The organism is Pseudomonas sp. Irchel s3b2, from assembly GCF_900187445.1.
In the GTDB taxonomy this organism is placed as follows: Bacteria; Pseudomonadota; Gammaproteobacteria; order Pseudomonadales; family Pseudomonadaceae; genus Aquipseudomonas.
Genome location: NZ_FYEB01000004.1, coordinates 66,480 through 89,233 on the forward strand (window position 1 = coordinate 66,480; position 22,754 = coordinate 89,233).

General features: G+C 58.7%; 17 protein-coding genes. 14 read left to right on the forward strand and 3 right to left on the reverse strand.

What is annotated here, in order from left to right; all coding sequences use genetic code 11:
• Positions 1-217: 217 nt before the first annotated feature.
• The 5 genes from CKW20_RS11715 to CKW20_RS11735 all read left to right on the forward strand — a co-directional run bounded on the left by CKW20_RS11715 (position 218) and on the right by CKW20_RS11735 (position 6,720).
• Positions 218-700, forward strand: a complete 483-nt coding sequence (locus CKW20_RS11715) for a sigma-70 family RNA polymerase sigma factor (RefSeq protein ID WP_095053050.1) — start codon at positions 218-220, stop codon at positions 698-700.
• Positions 701-843: 143 nt separating this feature from the next.
• On the forward strand, positions 844-2,181 hold the full coding sequence (locus CKW20_RS11720) for a lysine N(6)-hydroxylase/L-ornithine N(5)-oxygenase family protein (RefSeq protein WP_095053051.1): 1,338 nt from the start codon (positions 844-846) through the stop codon (positions 2,179-2,181).
• A 159-nt stretch (positions 2,182-2,340) separates the two neighbouring features.
• Positions 2,341-2,799, forward strand: coding sequence for a response regulator (locus tag CKW20_RS11725; protein ID WP_141228938.1), 459 nt, complete (start codon positions 2,341-2,343; stop codon positions 2,797-2,799).
• A 54-nt stretch (positions 2,800-2,853) separates the two neighbouring features.
• Positions 2,854-3,480, forward strand: a complete 627-nt coding sequence (locus CKW20_RS11730; RefSeq protein WP_095053052.1) for a response regulator transcription factor — start codon at positions 2,854-2,856, stop codon at positions 3,478-3,480.
• Positions 3,481-6,720, forward strand: coding sequence for a transporter substrate-binding domain-containing protein (locus tag CKW20_RS11735; protein WP_095053053.1), 3,240 nt, complete (start codon positions 3,481-3,483; stop codon positions 6,718-6,720).
• A gap of 27 nt (positions 6,721-6,747) precedes the next feature.
• Here CKW20_RS11735 and CKW20_RS11740 read toward each other — a convergent pair whose 3' ends face one another.
• Positions 6,748-7,653 (reverse strand): LysR substrate-binding domain-containing protein, encoded by a 906-nt coding sequence (locus CKW20_RS11740; protein WP_218227998.1) that lies wholly within the window; start codon positions 7,651-7,653, stop codon positions 6,748-6,750.
• Between the two features lie 108 nt (positions 7,654-7,761).
• Here CKW20_RS11740 and CKW20_RS11745 point away from each other — a divergent pair, with 108 nt between their 5' ends.
• From CKW20_RS11745 to CKW20_RS11775, 7 genes are all read left to right on the forward strand, one after another.
• Positions 7,762-8,628: a pirin family protein gene (locus CKW20_RS11745; RefSeq protein WP_095053055.1), complete on the forward strand. Its 867-nt coding sequence runs from the start codon at positions 7,762-7,764 to the stop codon at positions 8,626-8,628.
• 127 nt (positions 8,629-8,755) lie between these two features.
• Complete coding sequence (gene ycaC, locus CKW20_RS11750; protein WP_095053056.1) at positions 8,756-9,382, forward strand: isochorismate family cysteine hydrolase YcaC; 627 nt, start codon at positions 8,756-8,758, stop codon at positions 9,380-9,382.
• Positions 9,383-9,576: 194 nt separating this feature from the next.
• On the forward strand, positions 9,577-11,019 hold the full coding sequence (locus CKW20_RS11755) for a mechanosensitive ion channel family protein (RefSeq protein ID WP_095053057.1): 1,443 nt from the start codon (positions 9,577-9,579) through the stop codon (positions 11,017-11,019).
• Between the two features lie 456 nt (positions 11,020-11,475).
• Positions 11,476-11,916 carry a carboxymuconolactone decarboxylase family protein gene (locus CKW20_RS11760; protein WP_095053058.1) on the forward strand — a complete coding sequence of 147 codons (441 nt, stop codon included), beginning with the start codon at positions 11,476-11,478 and terminating at the stop codon, positions 11,914-11,916.
• Positions 11,917-12,182: 266 nt separating this feature from the next.
• Positions 12,183-16,943, forward strand: coding sequence for an RHS repeat-associated core domain-containing protein (locus CKW20_RS11765; protein WP_095053059.1), 4,761 nt, complete (start codon positions 12,183-12,185; stop codon positions 16,941-16,943).
• A 7-nt stretch (positions 16,944-16,950) separates the two neighbouring features.
• The gene (locus CKW20_RS11770; RefSeq protein ID WP_095053060.1) at positions 16,951-17,361 is read left to right on the forward strand and encodes a hypothetical protein; all 411 of its coding nucleotides are present in this window, start codon (positions 16,951-16,953) and stop codon (positions 17,359-17,361) included.
• Positions 17,362-17,717: 356 nt separating this feature from the next.
• Positions 17,718-18,047 (forward strand): hypothetical protein, encoded by a 330-nt coding sequence (locus tag CKW20_RS11775; protein WP_095053314.1) that lies wholly within the window; start codon positions 17,718-17,720, stop codon positions 18,045-18,047.
• Positions 18,048-18,206: 159 nt separating this feature from the next.
• On the opposite strand, the gene CKW20_RS11780 is transcribed toward CKW20_RS11775, so the two are convergent.
• The gene (locus tag CKW20_RS11780; protein WP_095053061.1) at positions 18,207-19,799 is read right to left on the reverse strand and encodes a DHA2 family efflux MFS transporter permease subunit; all 1,593 of its coding nucleotides are present in this window, start codon (positions 19,797-19,799) and stop codon (positions 18,207-18,209) included.
• Entirely contained in the window at positions 19,796-20,923 is a 1,128-nt protein-coding gene (locus CKW20_RS11785) for an HlyD family secretion protein (RefSeq protein ID WP_095053062.1), read from the reverse strand. The genes CKW20_RS11780 and CKW20_RS11785 overlap by 4 nt, the downstream gene beginning before the upstream one ends.
• A 286-nt stretch (positions 20,924-21,209) precedes the next feature.
• Here CKW20_RS11785 and CKW20_RS11790 point away from each other — a divergent pair, with 286 nt between their 5' ends.
• Positions 21,210-21,710, forward strand: a complete 501-nt coding sequence (locus CKW20_RS11790) for a sigma-70 family RNA polymerase sigma factor (RefSeq protein ID WP_038982346.1) — start codon at positions 21,210-21,212, stop codon at positions 21,708-21,710.
• 40 nt (positions 21,711-21,750) lie between these two features.
• On the forward strand, positions 21,751-22,725 hold the full coding sequence (locus tag CKW20_RS11795) for a FecR family protein (protein ID WP_095053063.1): 975 nt from the start codon (positions 21,751-21,753) through the stop codon (positions 22,723-22,725).
• The last annotated feature ends 29 nt before the right edge of the window (positions 22,726-22,754 follow it).

Here is a 22,754-nt window from a genome sequence, read left to right on the forward strand (position 1 = left end):
AGAGGCGGGGAATTTAACCGCGGACGCTTGGAAGGACAGGCAAGGTTTACAGGTATAGGACAGCACTATTTATCAGGCAAATAGAAACAGCGCTTTAAATCTATATGAGAATTACTATAAATTACACGCTCGAAACTGCCACCATCGTGCCACTGCCTACCCCGCGGTCGCGGATCTGGTTCAAGGATAGAAACCGCACCCTTTGCGGCCGGGAGTCATGTTGGAAAACTACTATCGCGAGCTGGTGTGTTTCCTGAACGCCAAGCTAGGCAACCGTCAGGTGGCCGAAGATGTGGTGCATGACGCTTATCTGCGGGTGCTGGAGCGTTCCAGTGAGACGCCGATCGAACAACCCCGGGCATTTCTTTATCGCACCGCGCTCAATCTGGTGATTGACGACCACCGCCGCAATGCCTTGCGTCAGGTCGAATCCCTGGACGTGCTCGACAGCGAAGAACGCTACTTCACGCCATCCCCCCATAACAGTATCGATCACGGTCAACGCCTGGACATGCTCCAGCGCGCACTGGCGGAGTTGCCACGGCTGTGTCGCGAGAGTTTTCTTTTGCGCAAGATCGACGGCTTGTCGCACCCGCAAATCGCCGAGCACCTGGGTATTTCCCGGGCGCTGGTGGAAAAGCACATCGTCAATGCCATGAAGCATTGCCGGGTGCGCATGCGCCAGTGGGACGCCCATTGATCGGCATCGTTTAAGCCAGCCACGTTAAATTTTTTTTCATTGTCCTCGTTCCTATTCAACAGACGATCTGCTGCCGAAAAGGCCGGTCAGGTCACCCAGGCTTTATCCCCGCTGCTCCGGGGTTCATCCAGAGGACACTGGAAATGACACAGGCAATTGCATCGCCCATCGTTCACGACCTGATCGGCGTCGGCTTCGGCCCTTCGAACCTGGCTCTGGCCATCGCCCTGCAAGAGCGCGGGCCGAGCCAGGGCGAGCTGGATGTGCTGTTTCTCGACAAGCAGGCGGACTATCGCTGGCACGGCAACACCCTGGTCACCCAGAGCGAACTGCAGATTTCCTTCCTCAAGGATCTGGTGACGCTGCGTAACCCGACCAGCCCGTATTCCTTCGTCAACTACCTCAAGCACCACGGTCGTCTGGTGGACTTCATCAACCTCGGCACCTTTTACCCGTGTCGCATGGAATACAACGACTACCTGCGCTGGGTCGCCGGGCAATTTACCCAACAGAGCCGCTATGGTGAGGAAGTGCTGACCATTGAGCCGGTGCTGCATCACCAGCAGGTTGAAGCACTGCGGGTGATCTCGCGCGATACTCAAGGTCAGCAGCATGTGCGCACCACCCGTTCGGTGGTGGTCAGCGCCGGCGGTACACCGCGCATTCCTGAAGCGTTCAAGGCGCTGAAGGATGACGGCCGGGTGTTCCACCACTCCCAGTACCTGGAGCGCATGGCCAAGCAGCCGTGCGTGAACAACCAACCGATGAGCATCGCGATCATCGGCGGCGGGCAGAGTGCGGCGGAAGCCTTCATCGATTTGAACGACAGCTTCCCGTCGGTGCAGGTGGATATGATCCTGCGCGGCTCGGCCCTGAAACCGGCTGATGACAGCCCCTTCGTCAACGAAGTGTTCTCGCCGGAGTTCACCGACCTGGTGTTCCAGCAGGCCAGCAGCGAACGCGAGCGCCTGGTCAACGAATACCACAACACCAACTATTCGGTGGTGGACATCGACCTGATCGAACGCATCTACGGTATCTTCTACCGGCAGAAAGTCTCGGGCATCGCGCGCCACGCGTTCCGTACCCTGACCACCCTCGAAAAAGCCACCGCCACCGAGCGCGGCATCGAGCTGGTGATGCGCAACAACGCCACCGGTGCAGTCAAGGCTCGCTGCTACGACGCCGTGGTGCTGGCCACCGGTTACGAGCGCCAAATGCACCGCAAACTGCTGGCGCCGCTGGAACAGTACCTGGGTGATTTCGAGGTTGATCGCAACTACAAATTGATCACCGACGAGCGTTGCAAGGCCGGCATCTACATGCAGGGTTTCTGCCAGGCCAGTCACGGCTTGAGCGACACCTTGCTGTCGATCCTGCCGATCCGCGCCGATGAAATTGCCGGCTCGTTGTATGACCATGGCAAATCCCCTGGGCATGGCCGGTCGGTGATGGACGTGTTGTTGGCCACAGCGAGCTGATATTGAGTCGCTCCTGAAAAGATCACAGTCTGCCGCAACGCCTACTACAGGAGCGCGTCCGAAAGGGGTACGGCATTTCAGAAAAGTCCTACAGAAAGCCCGAGAGGTCTTCCGTAGCCTTGCGCCCTCATTAATCTGACACCCTTCAGGGGGGCGCCATTGTCGAACAAGTCCTTTCGCATCCTGATCGCTGACGAACAACACTTTAACCGGCTGAGAATCGAGCGTTGTTTCAACCAGCTCGGTTATTACCGGGTAGCGCCGGTGCAAAGCCTGGAAGAGTTGCTGACCCTGGTGGAGTACGGTCGCGAACCCTTCGATCTGTTGGTCATCGATGCCGCGCTGGCGGGTGGGACTCTGGACTTGGTGGATTATTGCCTCGATAACCGGCAACTGGAGCGTGTGCTGATCTACGACGGCCAACAGGCCTGGTTGCCACCGCTGCCAGCCAGGGGGCAACAGAAGATTCAGGTCAGTCACATCTTGCCTGACCTCGCATCAATTCAACGTTTGATGGCGTTCGTTGATCCGCAGGACCGTTCGTCTGAACTATCATTTCTGTCAGGTAGTTCAGACCGGCATTCCATGCAAAAGTCCATGCGCAGCTACTGCGTCTAATCCGGACCTTGCCCATGGGCAGTGAGTGCTCGTGTTTTTGCCTAGGGAGTTGCCATGAAGTCAGCGTTGATTGTGGACGATCATCCGGTGATTCGCAGAGCAGTCGAAATCGTACTCAAGCTTGAGGGATACAAACGCATCTACGAAGCCTCCAGCGGTAATGAGGTCTTGCCGATGATTCGCGAACACAAGCCTGAACTGGTGGTGCTGGATCTCAACATTCCATCCCTCGACGGGCTGGATGTGCTGGCACGGATTCAGGCTGGCGAGGTGCGGTGTCGCATCGTGGTCTTCACGTCCCAGGAGCCCATGTTTTATCAGGATCGATGCATGCGCGCCGGTGCTGCGGCCTATGTCGCCAAGACCAACGATCTGCAGCATCTGCACAAAGCCGTGCACGCCGTGATGGGGGGATACACCTATTTCACACAGCTGCCCTCGAGTTCAGTGTCCTTGAGTATGTTGCAGCGCAGCGAAAAGCAGATGATCGACAATCTGTCGGACCGCGAATTGACGATCTTCCAGCATCTGGCACGGGGCGTGAGCAACAAGGTCATCGCTGAAATCATGCATTTGAGCCACAAGACCGTCAGTACCTACAAAACCCGTTTGATCGGAAAACTCAACGTGGAATCGTCGGTGCATCTGCGTGATCTTGCCCGACGCAATCATCTGATCTGAATGAACACCCTCCGACACTTGCGCTGCCTGAAAAGCCTGCTGTTCCTGGGGCTTGGCCTATGGATGTCGTATGTCAGTGCCCAGCCGCAAACTTTGACCTTGCTGGGTCGTTCCTACGCGCAAGGGTCTACGGTCAAGCTGTCGGAGGCCGATTCACGCTGGCTGCAGCAAAAGGGCCGGTTGGTGCTTGCCGTCTCTGCCCCGGACTATCCCCCCTTCGACATCACTACCACGGGCCATGCGTTGGAGGGGGTTACGGCGGACTACGCCGGTTTGCTCAAACAGCTTTTGCAGGTGGAGATCGACGTTCAACGCTACGGGTCGCGAGAAGAGGCCCTCCAGGCGCTCAAACAAGGGACGGCCGACCTGCTGGGAACGGCTAACAGTTATGAGGCACAGGATCCGCAGCTACAGAAGTCCAGCGCCTATGCCGTCGATCAACCGGTACTGGTGACCCGCACCGATTCGCCTTACACGCTGACCCCGGCACTGGCCGGCAAGCGCCTGGCGATGCTGTACCACTACTTGCCCGAGCAATACGTGCAGCAGTTTTATCCCGAGGCACGGGTCGAGCTCTTTCCTTCGACGCTGGGGGCGGTAGGGGCCGTGGCGTTCGGTCAGGCGGATGTCTATCTGGGCGATGCGATCAGCGCCCAATACCTGATCAGCAAAAACTACCTGAACAACGTCCAGCTGGCTGATTTTTCTGCCATGGAGCCTGGCCGTTTTGCCTTTGCCATGGCCCGCGATAATCGCCGGTTGTTGCGTATCGTCAACCAGGCGCTGACGGCGATCACGACCAATGAACAAATGAATATCTTGCGCCGCTGGGGAGGTGGAGGTGCCTCTATTTCGGGCACTCAGCCGTTGCATTTCAGCGTGACCGAGCAGCATTGGCTCCAGCAGCATCCGCATTTGAGGGTCGCGATCAATGAAAATCTGATGCCGATTTCCTTCTTCGACAGCGAAGGCAGGTTTCGCGGTATTGGCGCTGATGTATTGGAGAAAATCAGCCTGCGCACAGGCTTGACGTTCGACATACGACCGACAAAGTCCGTCGCTGAAATGTTCGAGTGGATCAAGACCGGGCAGGTCGATCTGGTGGCAGGAATCAGCCCCAGCATCGAACGTGAAGCCGAGTTGCAGTTCACTCGCCCGTTTCTGACCAGCCCGAATGTACTGGTGACTCGCGCAGAGCCGGGCAGCCCCGTGACGCTTGATGATATGGCAGGCAAAACCCTGGCCGTTACCCAGGGCAACAGTGCTGGCGAATTCATCCGTCAGCATTTTCCGCAAATCCGGCTGGTCAATGCACCGTTGACGGCAGATGCGATGGAAATGGTCGCCCAAGGCAAGGCTGACGGCGGTATCAATTCGTTGATCGGCGCCCGTTACATGATTTCCCGGCTGTATCGCGGTCGTCTGCAAGTGACAAGCACCGTTGGCGTCGATCCCGCTCGCAGCACGCTGGCGACCGGGCGGGACGCCCCCGAGCTGCATTCGATACTGGACAAGGCGCTGCTCAGTATCGCCCCCGAAGAGATCGACGAGATGACTCAGTATTGGCGCAATGACCTGATGCTGGAGGAAAGCTACTGGCTGCGTCATCGCCAACAAATTCTCCAGGCCTTCGTCGTGGCCGGCGCCTTGTTGCTGCTCGCCCTGGCCTGGATCGTCTGGCAGCGTCGGCAGATTCGTCAGCGTCAGCAGTGGCTCAAACAACTGCAGGACGCCAAGGACGCCGCCGACGATGCCAACCGGGCCAAGACCACGTTCCTGGCCACCATGAGCCATGAGATCCGCACGCCGATGAATGCACTGCTCGGCATGCTTGAACTGGCGCTGAAACGGGCAGATGAGGGCGTTACCGACCGCGCGGCCATCGAGGTGGCGTCAAATGCCGGGCAGCAGTTGCTGGCATTGATCGGCGACATTCTGGACATCGCCCGTATCGAGTCCGGACATCTGTCGCTGTCGCCGGAGCGGGCCAATTTGCAGGCGCTGGTAGTGTCGGTATGCCGGGTCTTTGAAGGCCTGGCACGGCAGAAGAATCTGCAGTGGCGGGTCGAACTGGACGAGCACAGCGACCGTGATGTGTTGATCGACCCCACGCGTTTCAAACAGGTGCTGTCCAATCTATTGAGCAATGCAATCAAGTTCACCCACGAAGGCGAGGTCAGTCTGAGCATGCGGATTGTGCCCGCGCCGCCTGATCGTCTCGTGGTCAGTGTGCGCATCGAGGACAGCGGCATCGGTATCAGCGCCTTTGACCAGCAACGACTGTTCAGCCCTTTCGTGCAGGCAGGGAACAGTCAGCAAACAGGCCGACAGGGTTCCGGTCTGGGGCTGGCGATCAGCCGCACGTTGTGCGAAATGATGGGGGGGCGCTTGCAGCTCGACAGCCTTCTGGGGCACGGCACCCGGGTGGACATCAGCCTTGAAGTGGTCGCATTGCACACGTTGCCCGTCATTGAAATGTCGGAGAGTGAATCACAGATAAAGACCCGCCCTCTGACGATTCTGGTGGTCGATGATTACCCGGCCAATCGGTTGTTGCTTTCGCGGCAACTGAGTTATTTGGGGCACCACGTTCGAGTCGCGGAGGATGGTCAGCAAGGTTTCAAGCAATGGCGTGAACACACCTTCGATCTGGTCATCACCGACTGCAACATGCCGCTGGTCAGCGGTTATGAACTGGCGGGTGCGATCCGCGATGAGGAACGGTTTGAAGTGGGGCAACCGACCGTGATTCTGGGCTTCACCGCCAATGCGCAACCCGAGGTGAAAACCCGTTGTATTGAAGCAGGTATGGACGATTGCCTGTTTAAACCGATTCGATTGATCGACCTGAGTGCATGGTTGGCCACGAGATTTTCCAGCGAACCGGCAGACGCGACCGAAGGCCTTTCCATGGTCGAAATCGATTTAAGCGGGCTGCAGCGATACACAGGGGCCGACTATGAACTGATCACCCAACTGTTGCACGACCTGGCCGTGACCAACCGCGATGATCGCGAACGCCTGCTGCAAGAACATGCCAGCGGCAATCACCACGGCTTGCAGGACCTGGCACATCGCATCAAGGGCGGGGCGCAGATGGTCCGGGCGCTGAGCCTGGTCGAGTGTTGCGAACAATTGGAGCGTGCATGTGGCAAGGGCGATGCCGCATTGATTGATATAGCCGTCGATCAGTTGCATCAAGCCATGACGCGCCTGGACCACAGTCTTGAACAGGGCTGAGGCTTGATCTCCCGTCTATCGCCTGCCTCAAGCGATGTCACTGTGACTGAATTCCTCCCCGAGAAAGTCGATCAAGGTCCGCACCGACGGCAACAATCCGCGTCGTGAGGGGAAGATCGCATGCACGATCCCGCACTTCGGGGTCCAGCCCGGTATCAGTTCCACCAGCCGTCCGGCGGCAATCTCATCACGCACCACCACGTTGGGCAGGTGGGCGATGCCGATGCCGGCGAGCACTGCGTGACGCAAGGCCAGCAAATCGTCAGTGACCATCCGCGGGGTATGACGAATCAGCGCGCTGGCACCGTCGGCGCCGAACAATTCCCACTGATATTCACGCTGCGCGCCACCCCAATGCACGCTTGGCAGACCGCTGAGATCAGCCGGCGTGGCCGGTGACGACAAACGCTGCGCAAACGCCGGACTGCCCACCAGGCATTGGGTGCTGTTGCCCAGCACCTTCATCACCATGTCGGTGTTTTCCAGCGGTGGAAAGCGCACTCGCAGAGCGATATCGAACCCTTCGTGGATCAGATCGACCCGGCGGTTGGTGCTTTCGATGAACAACTCCACCAACGGGTATTTGAGCATGTAGCGGGTCAGCATCGGCCCGACCCAAGTGTTCAGCAGCGCGGTCGGGCAACTGATACGCACCAGGCCCTGGGGTTCGGAACGATTGCGTTCGATCAGTTCGGCGGCGCTTTCGGCTTCCACCCGCATGGCCAGGCAACGCTGGTAATACGCCTGGCCGATTTCAGTCAACGAGCAATGCCGACTGGTGCGGTGCAGCAGCCGCACACCAAGTCGTTCTTCGAGCTCGGCGATGCGTCGGCTGAGCTTGGATTTGGGCATGTCCAGCGCGCGCCCGGCCGGGGCGAAACCGTGGTGCTCCACCACTTGGGTGAAGTAGTACAGGGTGTTGAGGTCTTCCATCATCGTTCTCCAAATAGAACGCTAAGGCTGATTTTTGCAGTCTAGCGCAGCAAAGGCTCCGGTTTTAAGCTTTGTCCATCGCGTCACACAACAGATTTGGAGCAAAAGATGAAAAACATCATCGGTATTTACACCAGCCCACGGACCCATTGGGTCGGCGACGGTTTTCCGGTTCGCACGCTGTTTTCCTACGACAACCTGGGCAAACACATCAGCCCGTTTCTGCTGCTGGATCACGCCGGCCCTGCCGAATTCACCCCGACCACCGAGCGTCGTGGCGTTGGTCAGCATCCGCACCGCGGTTTCGAAACCGTGACTATCGTCTACAAGGGCGAACTGGAACACCGCGACTCCACCGGCAGCGGCGGCAAGATCGGCCCCGGCGACGTGCAATGGATGACCGCGGCCTCGGGGATTCTTCATGAAGAGTTTCACTCCGAAGGTTTCGCCAAGAGCGGCGGCACCCTGGAAATGGTGCAGCTGTGGGTCAACCTGCCGGCCAGGGACAAAATGGCCGAGCCCGGTTACCAGACGATTCTCGACGGTGATATCCCGAGCCTCCCACTCAAGAACAACGCTGGCAGCCTGCGCTTGATCGCCGGTGAATTCGACGGCCACAAAGGCCCGGCGCGGACTTTCACGCCGATAGACGTGTGGGACGTTCGCTTGAAGGCCGGCAAGTTGCTGGCCCTGGATCTGCACGAAGGACGCAACACCGCACTGGTGGTGCTGCGCGGCACGGTGCAGGTCAACCAGAAGGAACTGGTGCGCGAAGGGCAGTTGGCGTTGTTCGAGCGCAATGGCAATCAGCTCAGCCTGGAAGCCAATAACGACGCCGTGGTGCTGCTACTCAGCGGCGAGCCGATCGACGAACCCATCGTCGGCCACGGCCCGTTCGTGATGAACAGCGAGCAGGAGATTCACCAGGCCTTTGCCGACTTCCAGTCCGGTCACTTCGGTCGGATGCCCGGTTGAAATCAATGTTGTAACGCTGTGACGTGCCGGGCTTGCCTGACTACGCTTGCCTGGCCACGTTTAAACGAAAAAACAGAGTTCACTTACGCCGGCCCGTTCGGCATCGATAAAAAGCGAGGATTACTCCATGACTACTTCCTACAAACGTCTCGACAAAGATAACGCCGCCGTTCTGCTGGTGGACCATCAGGCGGGTCTGCTTTCTCTGGTGCGCGACATCGATCCGGATCGTTTCAAGAACAACGTGCTGGCCCTGGCCGACCTGGCCAAGTACTTCAAGCTACCGACGATTCTGACCACCAGTTTCGAAACCGGCCCCAACGGTCCGCTGGTACCGGAACTCAAAGAGTTGTTCCCGGATGCGCCGTACATCGCGCGCCCAGGCCAGATCAATGCCTGGGATAACGAAGACTTCGTCAAGGCGATCAAGGCCACCGGCAAGAAACAACTGATCATCGCCGGTGTGGTAACCGAAGTTTGCGTGGCATTCCCGGCGCTGTCGGCGCTGGCCGAAGGCTTTGAGGTGTTCGTGGTGACCGACGCTTCCGGCACCTTCAACGAACTGACCCGTCAATCGGCGTGGGATCGCATGTCGTCCTCCGGCGCCCAGCTGATGACCTGGTTCGGCCTGGCCTGTGAACTGCATCGCGACTGGCGCAACGACGTGGAAGGTCTGGCGACCCTGTTCTCCAACCACATTCCGGACTACCGCAACCTGATGACCAGCTACAACACCCTTACCAATACCAAGTAACCTGACATACCCTCTGTAGGGCCAGGCTTGCCGGTCAGTTAAGGGAAAATCGGACCTGTAGGAGCCAGGCTTGCCGGCGAAAGCGATCTTGAAACCGCCTTCGCCGGCAAGCCTGGCCCTTACGAAAAGCGGTTCATTCACTTATCTGACGGCAAGCCTGGCTCCTACAGAGATCAATCGCTTGGAGTTGCTTGATGCTGTCACTGCTTACCGATCACCCGTTGCTCAGCGCGCTGATTCTGATCCTGATCGATCTGGGGTTGTGGCGTTTGTTCACCGCCAGCGGCAGCAACTGGAAACTGGCGGTGCGGTTGGTGATTTTTTCGCTGTTCAGCGTGCTGCTGTTCAACGAAGGCTTGAACCCTATGGAGCCGGCGCCCTGGGCCGATAATGTGCCGTTGCACCTGGCGGCGACCGGTTTGCAAATTGGCTGGTGGCTGTTCGCCGCGCGCACCCTGACGGTATTGATCGGCGCGGTGATGATGCAACGGGTCGGGCACACCGGGCGTTTGTTGCAGGATCTGCTCGGCGCAGTGATTTTCCTGATCGCGGTCATCGCCGCCCTGGCGTACGTACTCGAATTGCCGGTCAAGGGCGTGCTGGCAACGTCCGGCGCGTTGGCGATCATCGTCGGCCTGGCCTTGCAAAGCACCCTCAGCGACGTGTTCTCCGGGATTGTCCTGAACACCACCAAACCCTATCAACTGGATGACTGGATCTCCATCGACGGTACCGAAGGCCGGGTCACCGACATCGACTGGCGCGCCACGCGTCTGCAGACCGCGCAAGGCAGCATGGCGGTGATTCCCAATTCCCTGGCGGCCAAGGCCAAAATCGTCAACTTCAGCCGGCCCAGTGACATTTTCGGGGTGTCGATCAGCCTGCAAGTGAGCCCCCACGCGCGTCCGCAAACGGTGATCGATGCACTGGAACGGGCCATGCAAGGGTGCCGCTTCCTGCTGGCCAAACCGGCGCCGAGCGTGTCGTTGAAAAGCTCCGGCAGCACCGGCGTGGAATACGAAATCAGCGGCTTCGTGGTCTCCATGGATCAGAAGCGCATGGTGCGTAATCTGCTGTTTGACCTGGCGTTCCGGCATTTGCAGGCGTCCGGTGTCAGCCTGTTGTCGAGCGTCGAACCCAACGTGCCTGCTGCGCTGTCACGACAGCGGGCGTTGCTGGATAGCTCGAACATCTTCTCGACCCTGCGTCAGGAAGAGAAAGAAACCTTCAGCCAGAACATGAAGCTGCAAACCTTCCGTGCCGGGGAAATGATCCTGCCGGCGGGGGAGGTGAGCGATCACCTGTTCATCATCGAGTCTGGTGTGGTGTCGGTCGCCCTGAGCCGCAGTGGCAAAAAGTTCGAGGCCGGGCGCATGGGGCCGGGTGAGGTGATCGGCGAGGCCGGGATTCTTTCCGATGAATCGGCGCTCGCCGACTTTTCGGCCAAGACTTTTTGCACGCTTTATCGCATCGAGAAGGAATACCTCAAACCCTGCCTGGATGCTCGCCATGACATCAGCGAAGCGATGAAGGCCTTGCTGGATTTCCGTATGTATACGGCTCAGACGCTGATTCAGGAAGTGCCTAAGGTGGTGGCGAAGAAAGGGTTTTTGCAGTGGTTGCGCAGTCGGGCTTAGGCAGTCGAAGGTCATGTGCATAGGTGCATTCGGATTGGCCTTCAACAGGCTGCTGTTCACCGACCGAGGTGCGCCCTTGAGTGTTCCAGTGCTCGAACGGCACATGTTGCAATGTTATGCCGATGGGACCAACCACCAGCAACAGGCCCAGACGAACAAGGGTTTGTCGACGTGTCAGCGGCTTTTTATGCGCCGTTTCAGGGGGCGACGAAGGGGCGCAGGACAACGACATTCGGGATGAGAGTGACATGGGCAGATACTCATTTCGGGCATCCTGGCCTCGTAATCAAGAATGAATCGCATTCTAGTACTGCTAATGAGGTGATGGCAATTACCCATGATGCTTATTTATCGAGCTTATCCATTGGCATCCTCAACTTCCCAATAATTGGCTATTTGTTCAACGCCAGGTCGGCATTAACGTAGCGCCAATCCCACTGGTCATTGGAGCTCACCATGCAACCTCGTATCGATTTCTACACGGCCTCCCCGGACGGACTCAAAGCCATGATGGCCCTGGAAGCTGCCGTTTCGAAACTACCGCTGGAAAAGTCGCTGATCGAACTGGTCAAGTTGCGTGCTTCGCAGATCAACGGCTGTGCCTTCTGCATCGACATGCACACTGCCGATGCCATCAAGGACGGGGAAACGCCACGTCGACTGTTCGCCGTGACGGCCTGGCGCGAGGCACCGTTCTTCACCGATCGTGAGCGCGCCGCGCTGGCCTGGACCGAATCCTTGACCCAACTGAGCCTGACCCACGCGCCGGATGAAGACTATGCGCTGCTCAGCGCCGAGTTCAGCCCTAAGGAAATGGTCGACCTGACCGTGGCGATTTCCACCATCAACAGCTGGAATCGCCTGGCCGTGGGGTTTCGCAAAATGCCTCAGGCGTAACGTCTGGCATTTCTAATGCCTGTAGGCGCGGGCTTGCCCGCGAAAGCGGTGTGTCACCCATTAGCCGTCTTTGCGAGCAAGCCCGCTTGTGTCTTGCTCGTTATTTACTCGCTGTTAATCAGCGAATCCCCCTACATCCATTTCCACCTTTCCCGACTTCTTTCCTGATCGATCCCCCGCAAAGTCCCCGCGGCTAATTTTCTGCGCAAGGGATTGCTCATGTTCGACTCCTTTTCTCCAACAACACCGTACTTTTGGGTGCGTTGATGGAGCACGTCACCCGCATCGAGGAAGAACTCGACAGCTTCCCGCACACCCTCTCGCTCTATCGCGAACAGCTCAATCACTGGCTCAGCCAGTCCGCCGACAAGGCCAGCCACGTGGCGGATCTGCCGTCACTGATGGGCATGGAGCGGATCATCAAATTCGGCAGCTCCAGCACCGCTGTCAGCAGCGGCGACGATGATTTTCTCTCCACCGTTGTCCAGTGCCCGAAAGGCGGAATACTCGAAATCGAGAGCAAGTTCGAATCGGTTTACGACATTCCGTTGGGGAACATTCAGGTCGATGTGATCGCCATGGAGGGCGGGAAGTCGACGCCGGTCACGCTCGATGAAAACGGCAAGGGAATGTTCCGAGGGGAAGAGGGCAAGCGCTACCGCGTTCATGTTCAGAGTGAAGTCACCCCGGATCAGGTGAGCGAGCTGTTTTCCTCCTACGACGGCCTGAGCAAGGCGTTGGAAGCTTGGCTGCGTAGCGAGTGGGAGGGGTTCAAGCCGCAGTGGTCACAGTCGACTTTGGTGGCCGCGGGCAACGGAATGCTCGCGGGAAGTTGGGCGGCGATCGAGGGCGTGTGGGACAGCATCAGCCTGCTGTCGGACATTCTCCAGGATCCCCGCCAGTTCGCTGATCGCTTAGGCAGCGGTGCCGATCAGTTGCGTGAGCTGGCAGAAAAATCACCGCAGGTGATGGAAAAGATCCAGCTGCTGGCCAGTGACGAAGCGGCGCTGTGTTTGCTGCTGCGCACCGCCAGCCTGTGGCTGGAAATGCTGCCGCCCAGCGAGGTCGCCGGTAAAACCGCCGAGGCGGTGTCGACGGGCGTGGTGCAATTGCTGCTCGACATTCTGATCGGGATCGTCCTGACGTTCACCGGGGCCGGCGCCGGGATCGCCTACTTGAGCATGCGCCTGGCCAACTACGGCGCACGGATCATCGATGCCGTGCTGCGCTTGGTCAAAGCGATCTTCACGATCATCGACAGCTTCATGAGCTACGTCGACCGCTACAAAAAGGTCGCCGCGCGGGGCATCGCGGCGGGCCTGAAAAAAGGCCGGATGCAACTGCGCTGGGATGCTCAACGCAACACCACGCTCAAGCAAAACGAACACCGCGACGACGTCTCGAAACAGGCCACCAACCCCAACGGCGACAGCGCCGACTCGGCCGATAAAACCGCGACCAACAAATGCCCGGTGTCGATGGTCACCGGCGAAGAACTACTGACCCTCACCGACGGTGCGCTGGATGGGATTCTGCCGTTCGATTTCATCCGGTTCTATCGCACCAGCGCTGCCGAGATCGACTGCGGGCTGGGTTTTGGCTGGAGCCATTCGCTCGCCCATCGACTGGAGATGGAGGGTGATCAGGTCATCTGGATCGACCACGAAAATCGTCGCACGACGTTCCCATTGCCATCTATTGAGCGTTCGGCGATCCACAACAGCCTGTCACGCGCCGCGATTTATCTCGGGGCTGTTCCCGAGGAGCTGATCCTCGCCCAGGCCGGCGACGACGCGCGTTTCTACCACTTTCACAACGGTCGGCTGACGGCGATCAGCGACGCCTACGACAACCGCTTGCGCATCACCCGCGACCGTCAGGAGCGTATTCAACGCCTCGACAACGGCGCCGACCGCGCCTTGCTGTTGCGCTATGACCGCGCTCATCTGATCGCCGTCGACTATCAGGTGTTTGTCCCGGCGCAGACCCTCGACGAAGCCTGGCAAACCGAACAAACGCTGGTCAGTTACCGCTACGACGAACGCGATCAACTGATCGAAGCGAGCAATGCCGCCGGGGAGAGCGAGCGTTACGACTACGACGACCGGCACGTCATCCTGCAGCGGCAACTGGCCGGTGGCGCGAGTTTCTTCTGGGCGTGGGAACGCTCCGGCAAGGCGGCGCGCTGCGTCCGGCACTGGGCATCGTTTGCGCAGATGGATGCGCGGTATGTCTGGGATGACCACGGCAGCGTGGTGGTTAAAAACGCCGACGGCAGTGAAGAAGTTTACGAGCACGACGACCGGGCGCGGCTGGTGCGCAAGGTCGGGCTGGACGGTGGCGAACAGCTCAAGGTCTATGACGATCAGGGCCGCTTGGTGGCCGAGCAGGATCCGTTGGGGGCCGTCACTGAATACCGTTATGACGAAGTCGGACGGTTGGTGGCGCTGATTCCACCGGAAGACGAGCCAACGGCCTACGAATACCGCAATGGTTTCCTGCATGCGCGCTATCGCGGCAAAGCGGTATGGAAATACCAGCGCAATGCGCAGGGGGATGTGACCGAGGCCACCGATCCCGACGGCCATATCACCCATTACCACTACGACCCTCAGGGGCGCCTGCTATCGATCCGCTATCCGGATACCAGCCGGCATGTGTTCGTCTGGAATGCCTTGGGGCAACTGCTCGAAGAGACCCTGCCGGACGGTGGGCTGCGGCGCTTTTCCTACGATGCGCTGGGGCGGCAGACGACCCGTCAGGACGAACACGGTGCACTCACCCGTTACCAGTGGGACGCCGTCGGACGACTGCTCCAGACGACGTTGCCTACCGGCGCCATTCGCGGGTTCAGTTACAACGCCTACGGCCAGATCACCGCCGAACGCGATGAACTGGGCCGAATCACCCGCTACGAATACGCCGACGACCTGCACCTGGTCAGCCGCCGGATTAATCCTGATGGCACCCAGCTCAAATATCGTTATGACAACGCGCAGCTATTGCTGACGGAAATCGAAAACGAATCCGGCGAAAAATATCAGCTGGACTACACGCCCAGCGGATTGATCCGACAGGAAACCGGCTTCGACGGCCGCCGCACTGCCTACGTCTACGACCTCAACGGCCACCTGCTGGAAAAAACCGAATTTGGCGATGACGGCTCGCAGCTGATCACCGGGTATCAGCGCGACAGTGCCGGACGCCTATTGGTCAAGACCCTGCCCGATGGCATTCAGGTCGAGTACCGTTACGATCGCCTCGGCCGACTGACCAGCGTCGATGACGGCCACGATCACCCGCTGGAATTCGAGTACGACCAGCAGGATCGCCTGATCACCGAGCACCAGGGCTGGGGCACCTTGCGCTATGGCTACGACGCCTGCGGCCAGCTCAAGCGACTGCGCCTGCCGGACAACAGCAAACTCGACTACCACCACGCCAAGGGCGGCGCGCTGACGGCCATCGATCTCAACGGCGCACGTCTTACAACCCACACATACAAATCCGGCCGCGAACAGCAGCGCCAGCAAGGCCTGTTGCTCAGTGAATATGCCTACGACGACCAAGGCCGTTTGAAGGCTCATGCGGTCAGCCAACAGCAAAAAAACCTCTACCGCCGCGACTATGCCTACGGCCTCAACGGCAATCTCGACCAAATCGCCGACACCCGCCACGGCCAGCGCAATTACCAATACGACCCGCTCGACCGCCTGACCCGCTTGCGTCACACCCGCGACGACCCACCTGAGTCCTTCGCCCACGACCTGGCCGGCAACCTGCTGATGCAGGATCGGCCCGGCCCGACTACCGTCAAGGGTAATCGCCTGCTCATGCAGGGCGACCGCCATTACGACTACGACGCCTTCGGCAACCTGACCCACGAACGCCGCGGCACCGCGCAGAAACTCGTCACCGAGTACCGCTACGACTGCCAGCACCGACTGGTCGGCGTCACCACTCCGGACGGTCGTTGCACCAGTTACCGCTACGACGCCTTCGGCCGTCGCATTGCCAAAACCGTTGATGGCAAAACCACCGAGTTTTTCTGGCAGGGCGACAACCTCGTTGCTGAAAGCAGCAGCGAGCATTACCGCAGCTACGTTTATGAGCCCGGCAGCTTCCGCCCGCTGGCCATGCTTGACGGCAAAGGTCCGCGCCAGGCTTGCCCGTTTTACTACCAACTCGATCACCTCGGCACGCCGCAGGAACTGACCGATTTTGGTGGCGAGATCGTGTGGTCGGCGAAGTACAACGCCTACGGCAAAGTCACGCATCTGGCGTTGGGCGGGGGCGAGCAGCTTGAGCAACCGCTACGCTTTCAAGGGCAGTACTTCGACGCCGAGAGCGGTCTGCACTACAACCGGCATCGGTACTATGATCCGGAGGTTGGCCGGTACCTGACGCCGGACCCGATCAAGGTGGCGGGTGGGCTGAACCAGTATCAATACACCCCGAATCCGACGGGGTGGGTTGATCCGTTGGGGTTGAGCGGAAATTGCCCGCCGCCGAATAAGCCTGGGTGTCAGGCGCCGGATGATACGACTGGGATTAAAGTTGATGAGGGTGAGCCTGAGTTACCGAAATCCAAGTTAAGTGCTGAGGAGCTTGCCAAGAAAGAAATTAAGAGATTAAACGACAGTCAGGGCATGCATATGGTGGGGAAGCATGGTCCAGAGGTTCCAGATGCCGCATTGAAACAACGAGCTATTGATGGTACGGATCCTATTACTGGTAAAAAACCGCGAAAAAGAAGAGGTAATTCGAGCTCTAGGTTTTCTAGTTGGGTGATTATGCAAAGGGCATACAATCTTGGAACAACGAGGGTGGAACAAGGCTTGCCGCGGTTTACAGGAAAAGATTCTCAGCAGGCAGATATTGTGAGGATGAGACTTCCTGGCGCAGGAGAGGGTTATATACCCAATGCTAAGTCGGAAAAAAATCCGAAATTGATTGAAATGAATGGGTTTGAAATGAAATTCGATCCTGTAACTGGCGTACCGTTTACGCTATATCCTATTAAGTAGGTGGTAAATGTTTATTGATCCAGATGATGGGCAGCCATACCTTCCGACACCCGCTTTTTTTTTGGCGGGGATTGATATTTATGATCGTGAAGAAACGTTAGGGGAAGAACTGGAAAAACTTGATCCCAATGATCCGACTGATAGAGAAAAAATAATAGTTAAATACTGTTTGCCTACAAGAAAGACGTACCGGCACAAATTTCTGATTTATAAATGTCTGAAGGAGGCTCTTCAGGACGAAACATATGATTTTCAGTCGCTGTTGGCATATGACCCAGAAGCCTTTTCTTCATTTCCTGATGGGTGGGACGAAATGGAAAATACACGGGCTTTTTTTGAAGATATTTTTCGGTTAGCAACCGTGGTATGGAAAAACGACCTTCAAAAAGCCAGTCTCGAAGATCAGTCCACTTGGTAAGTTGAAATTGATGGTGTGGCGGCGAAATTTCTGGACAAGCTCGTCGGAAGTTTCCTTCAACTCGTAGCGGTTTCCATGAACTGGTGTGAATTGTTTTCCAACGATAGTCTCTGGTGGTCACTGAAAATTCAGTGGCAGGGTGTAGGAACCCTTCAAGACTAGAGAGGACGCTTTGGCGTCGACACCTGAATTGCGGCCATCAACGTGTGTCCGTAAGATCAGTTGCGGCGGCTGTGCGCGGGCACGCTTCGGTGTGGTCGAGTTCTCTGGTCTCGATATTCCTACCCCGCGTATAGCTGCCACCCAAGCCTGTAGGAAGGCCGATGGTAGCGCCCATTACTACCAGAGGTTTCAATATGAAAAGTCTTCACCCCGATCCACCCTACGAAAAACCAATGCCCCACCCCAAAAGCCGCTTCATGGCGCTCACCAGCAACTGCACTGACATACCCACCCTGTTCGTCGATACCCACGCGCCGCTCGATGTTTTGTATGACGCCGCCAGCTATCGAATTCGCGCAGTCACTCAGGTGCTCGAAAACATGTCCATGCGCGGCTCGGTCGAGTGCGACTCGATCATCCTCAGCGACTTCGCCTTGCTCTGTGCCATTCCTCTGAGGGATGGGTGTGATGTGCTGGATGTGATTGGGCGGCGGTTAAGGGCACGGCCTTCGGGCGATGCCTAGTGACGGATTAGTCCCTGGGAATTTGCGGTGCCTGAGCGGGCCTTTTCGCGGGCAAGCCTCGCTCCTACAGGGTTTTGTGTCGTTTGTGAGTATTGCGAATGACGCAAGAGGCTGTAGGAGAGCCAGGCTTGCCGCTTCGCGACCCAACGGGGGCAAGCCTCAATGCCCATCGGCACTCGGCGCGGCCGGTGGTTGCACCCTGCGCATCAAGGGCACCATCGCTGTGGCGAGGATGAAGCAGACCATGATCATCAGAAACGCGTCGCCGTAGGTTTGCGTCTGCGCTTCGCGGTAGGTCAGCAGCCATAGCTGACGCAGGCTGGCGGTGACGCCGATGTCGCCGCTCTGGCCGAGGGCGGAAAAATTATTGCCAACCTGGGACAGCCACTGATTCAGCGCTTCGTTGGTGCTGTTGAGGTTCTCCGCCAACCTGGTGAAGTGCAGGTTGGTGCGGTCATTGAGGATGGTCGCGCAGGCGGCGATGCCCATCGCGCCGCCGAGGTTGCGCATCAGGTTGAACAACCCTGAGGCATGTTTGAGCCGTGCCGGTGCCAACCCGCCGAGGGTCAGGGTTACCGCGGGCGGCACTGCCAGTTGTTGAGCGATCCCGCGCAAGGCTTGTGGCAGCATCAATTCCTTGGCCCCCCAGTCGTGGGTGATCGGGCTGAAATCCCACATCGACAGGGCAAACAATCCAAGGCCGGTCATCATGATCCAGCGCAGGTCGATGCGGTTGGCCAGAAAGGCGTACAGCGGAATCGCCAGGATCTGGAACACCCCGGTGGAAAACACTGCCAGGCCAATGTCCAGCGCGCCGTAACCGCGCACCCGGCCGAGAAACAGCGGCGTCAGGTAAATCGTCGCGAACAGGCCGATCCCCGTGACGAATGAAAAGAAGCAGCCGAGGGCGAAGTTACGGTCTTTCAAGGCACGCAGATCGACGATCGGATTGGCCACATGCAGGGTGCGACCAATGAACGCCAATCCGGCCAGGCCGCTGATCCAGGCAGTGGTCAGAATCGTGCTGTCGCTGAACCAGTTCCAGCGCGGGCCTTCTTCCAGGGTGTATTCCAGGCAGCCGAGAAACACCGCCATGAACAGCATGCTCAGGTAGTCGGCGCCCTTGAGCAGCGACAGTTCCGGTTGATCGATTTTCACCAGCATCGGCACTGCCACCGCGACGAAAATCCCCGGCACCAGATTGATGTAGAACAGCCAGTGCCAGGACGAAATGTCCGTGATCCAGCCACCGATCACCGGCCCCAATGTGGGTGCCAGCGAGGCCACGGCACCGATGGTTGCGGCGGCGATTACCCGTTGTTTACCGGTGAAGAAAAAGAATGCGGTGGTGAATACGAGCGGGATCATCGAGCCACCAAGAAATCCTTGCAGGGCGCGGAAGACGATCATGCTCTGGATGTTCCAGGCCGCGCCGCAGAGCAGGCTGGCCAGGGTGAAACCCACCGCCGAGGCGCAGAACAGCCAACGGGTCGAGAACACCCGGGACAGCCAGCCGGACAGCGGAATCACGATGATTTCGGCGATCAGGTAACTGGTCTGCACCCAGGCGGTTTCGTCGGTGCCGGCCGAGAGCCCGCCGCCGATGTCACGCAGTGACGCCGAGACGATCTGAATGTCCAGCAGCGCAATGAACATGCCGATGCACATCGTGGCGAAGGCGAACACCTTGGTCGCCGTCGCCATGTTGGCGGCATTGAACGGTTGCGCGGGGGCGGCGAGGACGCGGTTCATGGCGCGCTGGCTACGGCCGGGGATTCAGCTTCGGGCTCGGTGCGGGTATCCACTTCAGCCGTCACTGACAAACCGGGACGCAGATGACCGAGTACGCCGTCAGCGGGATCGAGCAGGATTCGCACCGGTACTCGCTGGACGATTTTGGTGAAGTTGCCAGTGGCGTTTTCCGGTGGCAGTACGCTGAATTGCGAACCACTGGCCGGTGCGAGGCTGTGCAGATGACCGTGGAATTCACGTCCCTTGAGCACGTCCGCATGAACGATCACGCGCTGGCCCGGCGTCATCCGCGACAGTTGATCTTCCTTGAAATTGGCATCGACCCACAGCCCGCTGGCCGGCACCACCGACAGCAGTTGCGAACCGGCCTGGGCGTAAGCGCCGACCCGTGCCCGACGATTGCCGATCACGCCGTCGACCGGGGCTTTCAACTCGGTGTAACCGACGTTCAACTGCGCCAGATCACGCTCGGCCCGCGCCTGTATCAACGCGGCGCGCGCCTGCTGTTTCTGGGTTTCAATCACATTCAATTGGCGTTGCGCGGCCAGCAATTCGGCCTGAGCCCGGGCACTCTGCGCCTGTGCAGTCTTGAAGGTGGCATCGGCCCGTTGCGCGCTTTCCACCGAGACGGCATTGCTGTTCACCAGGCGTTTGTAGCGGGCGTTATCGTCCCGCGAGCGCGCGGTTTCGGCGCCCGCGGCATCAATGCCGGCACGGGCCTGGCCGATCACCGCGTATTGCAGCTGTTCGGTGGCGTCGAGGTTGGCGAGCAGCGCTTCTTCAGCGGCCACTGCCCCTTCAGCCTTGACCAGGTTGGCGCGATAGTCACGAGCATCGAGGCGGATCAGCACATCACCGGCCTTGACCTTCTGGTTGTCGGTGACCAGCACCTCTTCGATATACCCCGCGATTTTCGGCCCGATCACCGTGACGTCACCACCTATGTAGGCATCGTCGGTTTCTTCGATGAAACGCCCGGCGGTCCACCAATGGGCTGCGTACAGCCCGATGAACACCAGGGCCGCGATGGCCGCCGTCAGCAAGAGCAACCTTTTAAGCAGGGGAGACTTGGGGGTGGTCACCGCGACAGCAAGGTCGGGTTCAAGACTGGGCATGCTGGTCATAGAGAAGTACCTGTGAGAAACGATGCTTTATTACGCGTGTAATATGACGTAGGTAATATTTTCTGACAATGGGTTTAGGCTGCCGGTCGTCAGGTTGGCTTTGAGTTATAGGACGTTCGCGGACTTCTTTTATCGAACGCCTTGGCGCCCGCCCTCGGTTTTTGATTCTGATTCAACATCCCATCCAGTCTTCCGACGGGGCCACAACACGGGGATAGAGGGAATCCATTGCTTCCAGTTAATAGGAAGCATTACTATTCACGCCTCCTCTCCACAGCACACCGCAATGACCCCCAAGCTGCCCCGCAGACCCGGTTTTTTCGAGCATTACGAAGAGTTGATCGGCACCTGGACCCGTCGCCTGAGAAATCGTCAGCAGGCCGAGGACCTGGCCCATGACACCTTCGTGCGGGTGCTTGAGTCCGATTCGGCGGCGGTGCAGCAACCTCGGGCGTATTTGCACCAGACCGCGCGCAATATTGCGGTAGACGGTTATCGGCGTGAGGATCGGCGGGGTGCCATGGAGTCGGAGGCGATCGATCACAGTGTGTCGTCGTCCGGCGACCCGGAGCATTTCATGCACGCGATCCAGTTGGCGGATTCCATTGAACGGGCGCTCACCGAGCTGCCGGTCAACTGTCGCAAGGTGTTCGTCTGGCAGAAGATCGAAGGCCTGACCCAGGCTGAAATCGCCGAGCGCCTGGGGCTGTCCAAGAACATGGTGGAAAAGTATATGATCCGCACCCTGCGGCATTTGCGTGATCGTCTGGACGGGTTACAACCATGATTCGCTGCGTCTTCTCATCCCCGGCCAAACAGGACTTTCCATGATGGATACTCGTGATTGTGCGTGCGGGCGAACAACGGTTCGCGACGACGCGGCGCGGTGGTTTGTGCGTTTGCAGGAACCCGCCGTCAACGCCGAAGAGCAGCGAGGCTTCGAAATCTGGCTGGACGAACATCCTCAGCATCGCGACGAATATCAAATGCTCCAGAGCCTGTGGTCGGCGGCGGATCTGCTGCCGGCCAAGCGTTTGCATGCTTTGTGCGAAACCCCGCCGGCACGCCGCACACGTCATCCGCTGGTGCGTTACGCGGTGGCTGCCAGTGTGTTGACGGTGGCGCTCGGCCTGGGGTTGTTCAGTGGCTTGAACCAGCCGGCGACCTACACGGCTGAATATTCCACGGCCCTTGGCGAGCGTCGCCATGTGGCGTTGCCGGACGGTTCGGTGATAGATCTGAACAGCCGCAGCCGGGTGCAGGTTCGCTATGAAAAGCACCGTCGCGGCATCGAATTGATGCAAGGCGAGGCAATGTTCAGCGTCGAGCACGACAGCCGCCGACCGTTCGTGGTCGAAGCGGGCAGCGGCAAGGTCACGGTCACTGGCACCCGTTTTGATGTGCGTCGCGACAGCGCTGAAACCCGGGTCGCGGTGGAGCAGGGCACGGTCAAGGTTCAAGGTAATGGCGCCGATTTCGTCAGCCTTACCGCCGGCCTCGGTACTCGCGTCGATGCCCAGGGTTTTGTCGCTGCCGCTTATGCGGTCAATCCTGCAGAACTGACCGCATGGCGCAGCGGCAAACTGGTGTTCAACAACGCCAGCCTCAGTGAAGTGGCCGAAGAGGTGTCGCGCTATCGGGAAAAACCGCTGACGGTCGACAATGCCAAAGTGGGCAATCTGCGCCTGACCAGCGTGTTCAAATCCGACAACACCGACGCATTGCTCAAGGCCTTGCCGAGCATTCTGCCGGTAGCCATTCGGACCCTCGATAACGGCAGTCAGGAAATAATTGCCCGATAGATTCAGGTTTTTTTCGAGTTCTTCGTCTT